Annotated in this window: 10 protein-coding genes and 1 pseudogene; 3 read left to right on the forward strand and 8 right to left on the reverse strand. The window is 76.1% G+C overall.

Annotated features, from left to right (window positions below; genetic code table 11):
• Positions 1–385: 385 nt before the first annotated feature.
• The 6 genes from AB0D01_RS32525 to AB0D01_RS32550 all read right to left on the reverse strand — a co-directional run bounded on the left by AB0D01_RS32525 (position 386) and on the right by AB0D01_RS32550 (position 8,346).
• A complete protein-coding gene (locus AB0D01_RS32525; protein WP_363061612.1) occupies positions 386–1,288 on the reverse strand; it encodes an ECF transporter S component in 903 nt (300 codons plus the stop codon).
• Positions 1,285–3,399 carry an ATP-binding cassette domain-containing protein gene (locus tag AB0D01_RS32530; protein WP_363061614.1) on the reverse strand — a complete coding sequence of 705 codons (2,115 nt, stop codon included), beginning with the start codon at positions 3,397–3,399 and terminating at the stop codon, positions 1,285–1,287. Before AB0D01_RS32530 ends, AB0D01_RS32525 begins: the two co-directional genes overlap by 4 nt.
• Positions 3,396–4,514 carry an energy-coupling factor transporter transmembrane protein EcfT gene (locus tag AB0D01_RS32535; protein ID WP_363061616.1) on the reverse strand — a complete coding sequence of 373 codons (1,119 nt, stop codon included), beginning with the start codon at positions 4,512–4,514 and terminating at the stop codon, positions 3,396–3,398. Before AB0D01_RS32535 ends, AB0D01_RS32530 begins: the two co-directional genes overlap by 4 nt.
• 164 nt (positions 4,515–4,678) lie before the next feature.
• The gene (locus AB0D01_RS32540) at positions 4,679–5,362 is read right to left on the reverse strand and encodes an SCO2322 family protein (RefSeq protein WP_363061750.1); all 684 of its coding nucleotides are present in this window, start codon (positions 5,360–5,362) and stop codon (positions 4,679–4,681) included.
• Positions 5,363–5,442: 80 nt separating this feature from the next.
• Positions 5,443–6,690 (reverse strand): prenyltransferase/squalene oxidase repeat-containing protein, encoded by a 1,248-nt coding sequence (locus AB0D01_RS32545; RefSeq protein WP_363061618.1) that lies wholly within the window; start codon positions 6,688–6,690, stop codon positions 5,443–5,445.
• 480 nt (positions 6,691–7,170) lie between these two features.
• On the reverse strand, positions 7,171–8,346 hold the full coding sequence (locus AB0D01_RS32550; protein ID WP_363061620.1) for an MBL fold metallo-hydrolase: 1,176 nt from the start codon (positions 8,344–8,346) through the stop codon (positions 7,171–7,173).
• Positions 8,347–8,532: 186 nt separating this feature from the next.
• Here AB0D01_RS32550 and AB0D01_RS32555 point away from each other — a divergent pair, with 186 nt between their 5' ends.
• The 3 genes from AB0D01_RS32555 (at position 8,533) to AB0D01_RS32565 (ending at position 10,831) form a co-directional block, all read left to right on the forward strand.
• Positions 8,533–9,984 carry an aldehyde dehydrogenase gene (locus AB0D01_RS32555; RefSeq protein WP_363061622.1) on the forward strand — a complete coding sequence of 484 codons (1,452 nt, stop codon included), beginning with the start codon at positions 8,533–8,535 and terminating at the stop codon, positions 9,982–9,984.
• Positions 9,984–10,217 (forward strand): ferredoxin, encoded by a 234-nt coding sequence (locus tag AB0D01_RS32560; protein WP_363061624.1) that lies wholly within the window; start codon positions 9,984–9,986, stop codon positions 10,215–10,217. The genes AB0D01_RS32555 and AB0D01_RS32560 overlap by 1 nt, the downstream gene beginning before the upstream one ends.
• An 80-nt stretch (positions 10,218–10,297) precedes the next feature.
• Positions 10,298–10,831: a hypothetical protein gene (locus tag AB0D01_RS32565; RefSeq protein ID WP_363061626.1), complete on the forward strand. Its 534-nt coding sequence runs from the start codon at positions 10,298–10,300 to the stop codon at positions 10,829–10,831.
• A gap of 18 nt (positions 10,832–10,849) precedes the next feature.
• Here AB0D01_RS32565 and AB0D01_RS32570 read toward each other — a convergent pair whose 3' ends face one another.
• Positions 10,850–11,431, reverse strand: a complete 582-nt coding sequence (locus tag AB0D01_RS32570; RefSeq protein WP_363061628.1) for an SMI1/KNR4 family protein — start codon at positions 11,429–11,431, stop codon at positions 10,850–10,852.
• 33 nt (positions 11,432–11,464) lie between these two features.
• A pseudogene (locus AB0D01_RS32575) lies at positions 11,465–12,222 on the reverse strand (GntR family transcriptional regulator).
• Positions 12,223–12,245: the final 23 nt, after the last annotated feature.

The following is a 12,245-nucleotide window of genomic DNA, read 5'->3' on the forward strand; positions in this document are numbered from 1 at the left end:
GAGGGTCTTCTTCGAAGCGGCGATGCGGCGGATGACGGCGTTGGACACGGAGGGACCTTCCGAAGGGGACAAGGACGGTCGCGGGCATGCCGAGGGCATGCGTGAACCACTCACGCCAGGGAGAGGGGAACGTCGGTGGCGGGGAAAGCGACCCCGCCGCCTTGCGACTCATCCAGTTCTACCGACCCCCCGACCCGCCGGCAACGACCCCGTCTACTACCCCACCCCCACACACCGGGCCCGGCGGCCCCACCCCCACCGGAGGGTCGTTCCCGCAGGTGGGGGGCGGTTGTCGGGCCGACGTAAGGGACCTTCAGGGCCTACGATCCCGCTTCGTATGTGACGTGGGTCCTGTGGGGCGGGTCACCGGCCACGCCCCCGGATCTCACCGAACGTCACCACCCGTACCCCCCTCCCGGGGGTGGTCCGGCGCCGGTTCCGCGCCGGAATCGAAGGAGACGGGCGCGTCGAACGCCGCCTTCCGCGTGGCGCGCCGCAGCGCCTTCAGCAGGGTGGGGCCGAGCGTCAGGGTCAAGACCACGGTCAGCGCGGCCCGCCCCAGGTCCCAGCCCAGCGAGGTCGCCAGGCAGTACGCGACGAAGCGCGCCAGGTTCTCCGCCACCGGGTCCCCGGGGTGGAAGGAGATCCCCTGCCCCATGCCCTGGAGGATCACCCACCCCTGGAGGTTCATGATCGTGCCGTACGCGAACGAGCCCACGAACCCGTACGCCGCGAGCATCGCCCGCTCGGCCCGCCCCCGGATCCGCTCCGGCCCGGGCAGCAGCCCGGCGCCCAGCGAGAACCACCCCAGGGCCAGCATCTGGAAGGGCATCCACGGCCCCACCCCGCCCGTCAGCAGGGCGGAGGCGAACATCGTGACGGAGCCCAGCACGAAGCCGAAGCCCGGACCCAGGACACGACCGCTCAGCACCATCAGGAAGAACATGGGCTCCAGCCCGGCGGTGCCGGCGCCCAGCGGTCTGAGCGCCGCGCCCACCGCCGCGAGCACGCCCAGCATGGCCACGGCCTTGGCGTCCATGCCCTGATCGGCGATGGTCGCCACGACCACGGCCACCAGGAGCGGCAGCAGGGCCGCGAAGAGCCAGGGGGCGTCCGCCGAGTGGGCCAGGCCCGACTGGCGGTCCGCGAGCAGGGGCCAGCCGAAGGCGGCGACGCCGATCAGGGTGACGAGGACCAGGGCCGCGGCGGCGCGGGGACCGATCCGTACCGGGCGGGTGGTGCGGCCCGCGCCGGAGCCGGGGCCGGTCGCGGGGGTCGCGGGGGTCACGGCGCCTCCACCGCGGCGAGGGCCGCGGCCACCCCGGAGACGGTGAGCCAGTGTCCGGGAGCGAGGATCTTGGCCACCTGCGGGGCGAAGGCGGGCGAGGACACGACGACCTCGGCCGTCGGACCGTCCGCGACGATCTCGCCGCCCGCCAGGATGACCACCCGGTGGGCCAGCTCGGCCGCCAGCTCCACGTCGTGCGTGGCCAGCACGATGGCGTGCCCCTCGGCCGCCAGCGCGCGCAGCAGCTCGACCAGCCGGGCCTTGGCGGCGTAGTCCAGCCCGCGGGTCGGCTCGTCGAGCAACAGCAGGGCGGGCCGACCGGTGAGGACCAGGGCCAGGGCCAGGGTCAACCGCTGGCCCTCGGACAGGTCCCGGGGGTGGGTGTCGTCCGGGACGTCCGGCAGCAGCGCGCCGACCAGGGCGCGGCAGGTGCCGGGGTCGGCGCCCGCGTCGGAGTCGGCGGCGGCGCACTCGGCGGCGACGGTGTCGGCGTAGAGGAGGTCGCGGGGCTCCTGCGGGACCAGGCCCACGCGGCGCACCATCTCCGCGGGCGCGGTGCGGTGCGGGACGAGGCCGCCGACGGTGACCCGGCCGGAGGCGGGGGCGACCGTGCCGACCAGGGTGGCGAGGAGGGTGGACTTCCCGGCGCCGTTGCGGCCCATCAGGGCGACGGTCTCGCCCGGGGCGACGGCGAGGTCGACGGCCCGGAGCACCTCGGCGCGGCCGCGCCGGACGTGGAGGGCGGTGACGCTCGCCGCGGCGGCGGAGCGGTCGCCGGCGTCGGCGGCCCCGTCGGGGTGGCCCGGGGAGGGCTCCGCCCGGCGCCGCAGCCGGGCCGGCAGAGCGGCGAGCAGCCGGGCCGACAGGCCGGTGCGGGCGCCGCCGGGCGGGGCCTCGGGCTCGGATCGGGGCGTTCGTCCCGGTGCGTCGAGCGGCGGCTCGGACCGGGCCCCGGCGCCCGGAGCCGGGAGGTCGAGGGCGAGGGCGGCGGCGGGGGACGCGCCGGACGCGGCGACGGGCCCGGGCCCCGCACCGGGGCCCGGAGCGGCCGGGTCGGGGGCCGGGGAGGCGCCCCGCGCGGCGGACGCCCGCGCGGGGTCGGGCCCCGCTACGGGGCTGGTACCGCCGGCGGGCCCCGCTACGGATCCGGAACCCGCTACGGGGTCGGGCCCCGCTACGGGTCCGGAACCCGCAACGGGTGCGGAACCCGCTACGGCGTCGGACCCCGCTACGGACCCGGAACCCGATGCGGACCCCGCCGGCGGTACCGGCACCGGCCCCGGTGCCGCGGTGGCTTCCGCCAGACGGGCGCGCAGGGGCTCGGAGCGGCGGCGGGCGTCGCGGACGGACAGCGGCAGCGGGCACCAGCCGGCCAGCCGGCCCAGCGAGACCACCGGAGGGTGCACGGGGGAGACGGCCATGATCTCCGCCGGGGTGCCGAGCACCGGCGCGGCCCCCGGGGAGGGCAGCAGCAGCACGCGGTCGGCGTACTGCACCACCCGCTCCAGGCGGTGCTCCGCCATCAGCACGGTCGTGCCCAGGTCGTGGACCAGGCGTTGGAGGACCGCGAGGACCTCCTCCGCCGCCGCCGGGTCCAGGGCGGACGTCGGCTCGTCCAGGACGAGGACCTTCGGATGCGGGGTCAGCACCGAGCCGATCGCCACCCGCTGCTGCTGGCCGCCGGACAGGGTGGCGATGGGACGGTCGCGGAGCTCGTTCAGGCCCAGCAGGTCCAGGGTCTCCTCCACCCGGCGCCGCATCACCGCGGCCGGCAGCCCCAGGGACTCCATGCCGTACGCCAGCTCGTCCTCCACCACGTCCGTCACGAAGTGCGCCGGCGGGTCCTGGCCCACCGTGCCCACCACGTCGGCCAACTCGCGCGGCCGGTGCGTGCGCGTGTCACGGCCCGCGACCGTCACCCGCCCGCTCAGCCGCCCGCCCGTGAAGTGCGGGACCAGCCCCGACACCGCGCCGAGCAGGGTCGACTTGCCGACCCCGGACGGGCCGACGAGCAACGTCAGCTCCCCCTCGGGGAGGGTGAAGTCCGCGTCGCGCAGCGATGGGCGCGCGGCGCCGTCGTAGGTCACCGACACCTGCTCGAAGCGGATCACCGGTCAAGCTCCTTGGAAGACGAGGGCGGTACGGGGGCCACGAAGGCCGGCAACAGGCCGATCAGGATCGCCGCCGCCGGCCACAGCGGCAGCGTCGGCGCGACCAGCGGCACCACGCCCGGTCGCAGCCCCTCCGGGTCCACCGACGCGGCCCGGATCAGCAGGGCGGCGACCGCCGCCCCGGAACCGGCGACCAGCCAGGCCCGCACGCCCCACCGGTCCGGCCGGTAGCGGGTGCGCAGGCTGCGCCGCCCCCCGAGCCGCAGTCCGGCGAGGGCCAGCACCAGGCCGATGCCGAGCACGGGCAGCCCGTAGCCGGCGCCCTCGGCGGCGAGCAGCCCGTAGGTGCCGGCGCACATGCCGAGGAGCCCGCCGAGGGTGAGGACCGTGGTGGTGTGCCGTACGGCGGGAGGGACGTGCGCGGTGCGCCCGTAGCCGCGCGCGTCCATCGACGCCGCGACGGCCACCGACCGCTCCAGGGCCCCCTCCAGCACCGGAAGGCCGATCTGGAGGACGGCCCCGACCCCGCCGGTGGGGCGTCCGCGCAGCCGGCGCGCGGTCCGCAGCCGCACCACGTCGGCGACCATGTTCGGCGCGAACGTCATGGCGACGACCACCGCCACGCCCGCCTCGTACAGTGCGGCCGGCAGGGACTTCAGCAGGCGCGCCGGATTGGCGAGCGCGTTGGCGGCGCCCACGCAGATCAGCAGGGTGGCCAGCTTCGCTCCGTCGTAGAAGGCGAAGACGAGCTGTTCGGCGGTGACCCGCCCGCCGAAGCGGATGCCCTGCGCCCAGGCGGGCAGCGGGACCTCCGGCAGGGTGAAGAGGGTGTGCGTGCCGGGGATGGGGGAGCCGAGCACCATGGAGAACAGCAGCCGCAGCCCGATGACGAACAGGCCGAGCTTGACGAACGCCCCGTAGGAGCGGGCCCACGGCGCGTCCGTGCGGCGGGCGGCGACCACGTACCCGGCGACGCCGACGATCAGCCCGAGCAGCAGCGGATTGGTGGTCCGGGAGGCGGCGGTGGCCAGGCCCAGGGCCCACAGCCACCAGGCCCCCGCGTGCAGGGCGTTGCCGCGCCGGGCCTGCGGGGCCCGCAGGCGCCCTTCCCGCACGGGCCTTTCGTACGTCGCCCCGCGCGCCCCCCGACCGGCCCCGCCCGCGCCGTCCCCGGCCGGGGACGGTCCGTCGGGTGCGGGGCCGTGCGTGCGGACCGTTCGCGCGCGGCCGGAGCGCGGGAGGTCGCCGTCCGCGCGGGCGGGCCCGCCGGAGGGAGCCGTCACCGTCGGCGGCGGCGGGACTGCCAGACGCCGGCCGCGGCCAGGGCGGCCACGGCCGCGACGCCCACGACCAGGCCGGCCGACGGACCCGAGGAGTCCTCGGCGTCGGCGGCCCCGGTCGACGTGGACGGGGACGCGGAGCCGGCCTCGGGCGCGGGGGCGGAGGCCGAAGGCGGGGCCGCGTCGGCCGCCCCGTCACCGGTGTCGGCGATCGGCTCGCCGCAGCCCGCCTTCGGGTATCCGGTGATCCCGCACAGCAGCGCCGCGCCGTTGTACCGCAGCGGCTTCGCCACCTCGGCCAGGGCCTCGGCGGCCGTGGCCTGCGGGGCGACCTGGGCGCAGGCGGTGCGCGGGGCGTCCTGCGGGGGCTTCTCCCCGCCGGGGGCGTCCGCGGGCAGCCCGAAGTCGATGACCACGCCGACGCGCTTGCGGCCGTCGACCGGCGCGGTGTCCGCGCAGGCCGCCGCGAAATCGGCGGCGGCGCGCGGCCGGGCCGCCTCGGCCCCCGCGTCCTTGCTCACGGCGAAGCGGAAGCCGAGGACGGAGCCGTCGGCCGGTCGGGCGGTCGACGGGCCCTGCGTGGCGTACGCCCACTGGCCGTCCTTGGCGTCCCAGAACGACCAGTAGCGGTAGCTCGCCGCCAGGGCGGGGGAGGCCGCGAACAGGGTCAGCAGCAGGCCCAGGACGGACAGGAGCGCGAGGACGGCCGGTATGGCCGGTGTGGCCGGGGCGGGAGCCGCCCCGGCAGCGCCGCGGCGGCTGCTCACAGCTGGTTCTTCTTCCGGCGACCGCTCAGCAGGATGCCGATGCCCATGCCGGCGGCGGCGCCCGCGCCGACGATCCACCAGACGTTCTGGTTGTCGGAGCCCTGCTTCTTCTCGCTCTCGACCTCGGTGGGTTCGGCGTCGGCCTTCTGCGGGGCGGGGCCCGTGGCGTTCAGCGCGGAGACCAGGTCGGTGGAGCCGAAGGCCTTGGGGTCGGTGCCGGTCGCGTGCGCGACGAGGACGAGGGTGCCCAGCGCCGCAGGGTTGCCCTGCGCCCACTGCGCCGAGTTGCCCTTGAGCCACTCCAGGGCGCCCGCCGCGGACTGGCGGTGCCCGGCGGCCGCGAGGGCGAGCACGGCATCGGCGGTGTTGCCGGTGTCGGCGGTCGGCTGGTCCGCGCCCGGGGTGACGGCCGTCAGGTGGCCGTCCTTCCTGAGGGCCTCGGCCAGGTAGCCGGCCGCGCCCTGGGCCGCGCCCGCCACGTCGCCGGCGGTCGCCGGGCAGGTCAGGGCGGCGGCCGGGGTGTCGGTGGCGGCGGGCACGACGACCGCGCCCTTGCCGAGGCCGGCCAGCGCGGCGGCGGCCGTGGCGTCGGCGTTGGCGGCGAGCTTGCCGTCGGCCGGCTGGTAGCCGAAGGCGCCGCGGTCGGAGGCCGGCTCCGCGGCGCAGCCGAGCTGGAAGGAGAGCAGGCCGTCGTAGGCGGACTTGCCGGCCTTCGACTTCACCTCGGCGGGCTTCTCGCCCGCGACGGCGAGCGCGCTGGTGACGATCGCGGTGGAGTTGCCCTCGCTGGGGGAGCCGGGGACGTAGGACCAGCCGCCGTCCTCGTTCTGGACGGACTTCAGCCAGTCCACGCCCTTCTTGACGGCGGCGTCCTTGCCGCCGAGGGCCTTGAGGGCCTGCACGGCGATGGCGGTGGCGTTGGTGTCGAGCATCGTCGTCGCCTCGCAGGCCTTGGCGGCGTCGGCGCGGAACGAGGCGAAGCCGCCGTTCGCGCACTGCTGCCCCGTCAGCCAGTCGACGGCCTGCGGGGCGGGCTTCAGGCCGAGCGTCTGCTGGGCCAGCAGCGCGATGGACTGGCGCCACACGCCGTCGTACGTCGGGTCGGCCTTGCCGAACAGGCCGGAGGGGACGACGGGCGGGGCCGACGGGGACGGCGGCGGGGTGTCGGCGAGGGCTGCGGGGGCGGCACCCACGCAGAGCACGGCGGAGGCGGCGAGCGTGGCGGCGCTGCGGCGGACGTTCATGGTGGGGCGGGTGCCTCTCGTGCTGGGGAACGGGAGGCAGGCACGCGCAGGCACCGGGCTCCGGCTCCGTTTACCTCGACGGTGCCGGCCGCCGGCGGTTCCGGCGGCACGAGCCGCGCACCTCCGGTCGGGGCGTTCCGGCTGCCGTCCCGCGCGGGGCGGGCCGGGTCACGGTTGCGGGTCAGCGCCGGATTCGCGCCGGCTTTCCCCCGCCCGGAAGGATGGACGACGGCCTCACTCTACCGGCCCGTAGCCCACGGGCCGGGTGGCGCCGGGCGGCGGCGCCCCTTACCGCGGCGGCGCGGTCGACGGCCGTACGGCGCCCCGTGCCGGGTCCGCGCCCCGGTCGTACGCCGCCCCCGCGCCCGCCCCCGTGCCCGGTCCGCGCCCGTGCCCGGGGCCGGCCCGGGTCCGCGTCGTGTCGCCGGGCGCGGTGGTGGTCCGCGGCGCCGGTCCGCCGGGCGGGCGGACCGGCGGCGGTCACAGCGCCCGGTAGGCGACGGGGTCGCCGCCCGGTACCGCCTCGGCCCGACCCTGCTTCACCAGCCGCCGCAGATGGGCTTCCGCTTCCGAGACGGCGATGGTGCGGGAGCCGTAGGGGATCTGCTCCCAGGGGCGGTTCCACTCCATGCGTTCCGCGAGCGCCCAGGGGGTCAGCGGGGTGGCGGCCAGCAACCGCCACAGCCCGGTCAGTCGTTCCTCGTGGTGCTCCAGCAGCTCCCGCACGCGGGCGGGCGCGTCGGTGAAGGCGTGCTGGTGCGCCGGGAGCACCTCGGCGGGTTCCAGGCGGCCGACGCGTTCGAGGGAGTCGAGGTAGTCGCCGAGGGGGTCGGTGACCCGGTCGCCGGAGGGGTCCTCGTACAGGCCGATGTGGGGGGAGATCCCGGGCAGCAGGTGGTCCCCGGAGAACAGGCGGCCGTTGCCGGGGAGGTTCGCGGGGTGGGCCTCCTCCAGGTGCAGGCAGACGTGGCCGGGGGTGTGGCCGGGGGTCCAGATCGCGCGCAGCCGGCGGCCGGCGAGCGGCAGCAGTTCGGCGGGGACGATCTCCCGGTCGGGGACGGCCGCGCGCAGCCCGGGCAGGGTCCGCAGCCGGCCGCTCGCCCGGGCGGCCCGCAGCGGGGCGACGTGTTCCTCGGGGGCCCCGGCGGCGGCCAGCTTCTCGCTCATGTAGTCGAACCAGACGCCGGGCTCGGCGGATCGGGTGCGTACGACGACCTCGGTGTCGGCGGCGTGCATGGCGATCCACGCGCCCGAGGCCTCTCGGACCCGCCCGGACAGGCCGTGGTGGTCGGGGTGGTGGTGGGTGATGACGACGCCGTGCACGTCGGCCACGGCGAGGCCGAGGGCGCCGAGCCCGGAGGCGAGGGCGTCCCAGGAGTCGGGGTCGTCCCAGCCGGTGTCGATGAGGACCGGTCCGAGGTCGGTGTCGAGGACGTGGACGAGGGTGTGGCCGAGCGGGTTGTCGGGGATCGGGACCCTGATGCCCCACACCCCGCCGCCGTGGTCGATGACTCCGTGGTCGACGACCCCGTGGTCGAGGACCCGGGGCGGGTCGGCCGGCGCCTCGCCCGCCCCGGCCGTCGCGGTGCCGTCCCCTGCGATGCCGTCCGTCGCGGTGCCGTCTCCCGAGGTGCCGTTCGAAGTGTCCTTGGGCATGAGACCCCCTGCCGCCCTCTGCGCGGGCAATCAGAACATGTTCCAGTGGTAGCCCAAGTCGACCATCTTCCCGCCCTCCTGACCAGTCGGCAGATCTTCCGGGCTGTTCCGTCCTGGCCGTGGACTCCTCCAACTAGAACTGGTATCAGTTTTCGAAACGCGAACCGGCCCCAGGAGGCAGCGGCGATGACCGAGCTCGTGGAACACGGACAACTGTTCATCGGCGGGGAATGGACCGATCCGCTGGGCACCGACACCATCCGGATCGTCTCCCCCCACACCGAGCAGGTCATCGGCTCCGTCCCGCACGCCGCCGAGGCCGACGTGGACCGCGCCGTCGCCGCCGCCCGCAAGGCCTTCGACGAGGGCCCCTGGCCGCGCACCACCCTGGAGGAGCGCATCGCGGTCGTCTCCCGCATCAAGGACGCCATCGCCGTCCGCCACGAGGAGATCGCCCGCTCCATCAGCTCCCAGAACGGGTCCCCGTACTCCTGGAGCGTCCTCGCCCAGGCCCTCGGCGCGATGATGGTCTACGACTCCGCCCTCAAGGTCGCCGCCGCGTACCCCTACGAGGAACGCCGCCAGGGCGCGCTCGGCCCGATCCTGGTGCGCCGCGAGCCCGTCGGGGTCGTGGCCGCCGTCATCCCGTGGAACGTCCCGCAGTTCGTGGCCGCCGCGAAGCTCGCGCCCGCGCTGCTCACCGGCTGTTCGGTGATCCTCAAGCCCTCGCCCGAGGCGCCGCTGGACTCCTACATCCTGGCCGACATCGCGCGGGAGGCCGGGCTGCCCGAGGGGGTGCTGTCGATCCTGCCCGCCGACCGGGAGGTCAGCGAGTACCTGGTCGGGCACCCGGGCGTCGACAAGGTCGCCTTCACCGGCTCGGTGCCGGCCGGTCGGCGCGTCATGGAGGTCGCCGCCCGCAACCTGACCCGGGTCACCCTGGAGCTGGGCGGCAAGTCCGCCGCCGTGATCCTGCCCGACGCCGACCTCGACGCCGCCGTCGCGGGCATCGTCCCGGCCGCCTGGATGAACAACGGCCAGGCCTGCGTGGCGCAGACCCGGATCCTCGCCCCGCGCGGGCGCTACGAGGAGATCGCCGACGCCCTCGTGGCGGCGGCCGGGGCCCTCGTCGTCGGCGACCCGCTCGACCCCGCGACCCAGCTCGGCCCGCTCGTCGCGCGCCGCCAGCAACAGCGCTCCCTCGACTACATCCGCATCGGCCAGGAGGAGGGCGCCAAGGTCCTCACCGGCGGCGGCCGTCCCAAGGGCCTGGAACGAGGCTGGTACGTCGAGCCCACCCTCTTCGGCGAGGTCCACAACTCGATGCGGATCGCCCGCGAGGAGATCTTCGGCCCCGTCGTCTGCCTGATCCCCTACGGGGGCGAGGAGGAGGCCCTGCGGGTGGCCAACGACTCGGAGTTCGGCCTCAGCGGCAGCGTCTGGACGGCGGACGTCGAGCACGGCGTCGACTTCGCGCGCGGCGTCCGCACCGGCACCTTCAACGTCAACACCTTCAGCCTGGACATGCTCGGCCCCTTCGGCGGCTACAAGAACAGCGGCGTGGGAAGGGAGTTCGGGCCCGAGGGGCTGAGCGAGTACCTGGAGCACAAGATGATCCACCTGCCGGCGGGTGCGTGATGGGGGACCGCTGGCAGGTCGAGGTGGACCGCGGGGTCTGCATCGGCTCCGGCTTCTGCGTGAACCACGCCCCGGACGGCTTCAGCCTCGACTCGGCCCGCCAGTCCCACCCGCGCACCCCCCAGACCGACGCCAACGAACCCACCCTGACGGCGGCCGAGGGCTGCCCGGTCGAGGCCATCCTCATCACCGTGGCCGCGACGGGCGAACCGGTGTTCCCGCCCGAGGACTAGAGCGCTCGGGCGACCGCATACGCTGACCTCCGCCGTCGCGGGCCGCGCCGCGGCCCGGCGGCGGAGGACGGGAGCACGGCGTGAACGTGGTCAGGTCGGCACTCGCGGCCGCGGGCGTGGTCATGGCCCTGGGCGCCGTCGTGGCGTTCGGGACCACCCTGGTGTCCGCCCCGACGCCGCGGGACCCGATGGGCTGGGTCCCGGTGGAGTCGGCGGTGGAGGTCCCCGCCCGTACCGGGAAGGACGCCGCGCGCGACGTGGTCCTCGCGGAGCTGACCGCCGCCACCGCCGCCGCCGGGGTCGGCGGCGGCGCACCGGATCCCGTGCCGCAGGGCGCCACGGCCGACTGCGTGGCGTCCTGGACGGGCGTCGGCTCCGCCGACGAGGCCGGGACGGCCGCGCTCGAAGCGGCGCTGGAACAGCGGGGCTGGCGGGTCACGGCGCGCCGCGAGGGCCCCGTACCGGGGACCCGGCTCGACAGCGGCCCCTGGAGCCTGGAGCTGGGCAACGGCGGCCTGCTGGACACCCTCTCCCTCCTGGCCCGACGCCACGACCCCGCCTGCGACGAGGCCTACCGCCGCGACGCCGCCACCCGCGCCCCCCACGAGGGCTGAGCGCGCGCGTCGGCGCGGCTACGGGAACCAGTCGCGGCCCTCGGCCCAGTGGGTCGCCCAGCCCGTGAAGCCGGGGGTGCCGGGCATCACGGCGTCGGGCGACTCGGGGCCGAAGGGCATCGCGCCCTCGCCGGCGATCTGCCAGACGTGGCCGCGCTGCGGGCCGGTGACGATCAGGTGCCAGTACATGCCGCAGCCGTCGGTGCCCAGCAGCAGCGAGCCGTGGTCGAACACGGGGTCCGTCCGGGCCTCGAACTCCTCCACCGACAGCGTCGCCCCGTCCTCCTCCGCCTCCCACAGCCAGGCCGCCGTGAGCGGGAAGGGCTCGGCCAACCGGCGCTCGGGCCGGCCCCGGCCCCAGTCCGACGGCGTGTCCGCGAGGGGCAGCAGCCCGTAGTGGGGCGGACCGTCGGGCAGCCCGTCGCAGACCTCCGCCACGCACGTGCGGTAGGGCTCCGGCAGCACGACGCCGTGCTCCGCCTCGAAGGCCCGCACCGCCTCCCACCCGGCCGCGGGCGAGGCCCCGGGCCTCGCGGCGAACAAGGCCCGAAGGGCGGCCAACTCGACGGGATCGCAGGTCTCGGTGTTCACGCGGCCCATGATGCAAGACCCGCCCGACCCGCGGGGGACGGCCTAGGCGTCGAAGTCGTACTCCAGCACGTAGGAAGCGGAGTCCAGGGTCATCTCGTTGACCTCCACGGCCCGGCCGTCCCGGGTGAAGGCGGTGCGGACGATCCGGATGACGGGCGTGCCCATGGACAGGGCCAGACGTTCGGCCTCGTCCGCCGAGGGCATCCGGGAGCGGATCTCCTCGCGGAAGCGGACGGGCTCGTGGCCCAGCTCCGCGAGCCGTGCGTACGTGCCGCCGGGGCCCGTGTCGGGCGTGGTGACGGCGGAGTCGGCGACGATGTCCGAGGGCAGGTACGAGGTCGCGAAGAGCACCGGCTTGCCGTCGAGGACGAAGCGGCGGCCGCGTACCCAGACCCGGGCGCCGGCGGGGACGCCGAGGGCGTCGGCCACGCGCTCGTCGGCCTCCTCCTCCCGTACGTCGACCTGGTCGACGAGGAGCTCGCGCTCCTCGGTGTCGGTGGACCAGACGGACCGCCCCGAGCCCCACCGCTCCTGAGCGAGCCGTTGGATTCCGCGCCGCCGCAGGGGCCTGAAGGCCCGGACGAAGACGCCGGCGCCCTTGCGGGCCTCCGCGAGCCCTTCGTTCCGGAGCACCCCGAGCGCCTGGCGGGCGGTCATCCGCGCGACCTCGTACCGGGCCATGAGCTCGTTCTCACCGGGCAGCCGATCGCCGGGCCGTACTCCCCCGACGTGATGGATGCCTTCAACGCATCGGCGATCCGCCGGTACTTCGGCTGCCGGGAGCCGTCCTCGCCGGTCATGGAACCGATCGCTCCTTCTCGGG

Source organism: Streptomyces sp. NPDC048606 (assembly GCF_040650855.1).
Classification (GTDB): domain Bacteria; phylum Actinomycetota; class Actinomycetes; order Streptomycetales; family Streptomycetaceae; genus Streptomyces.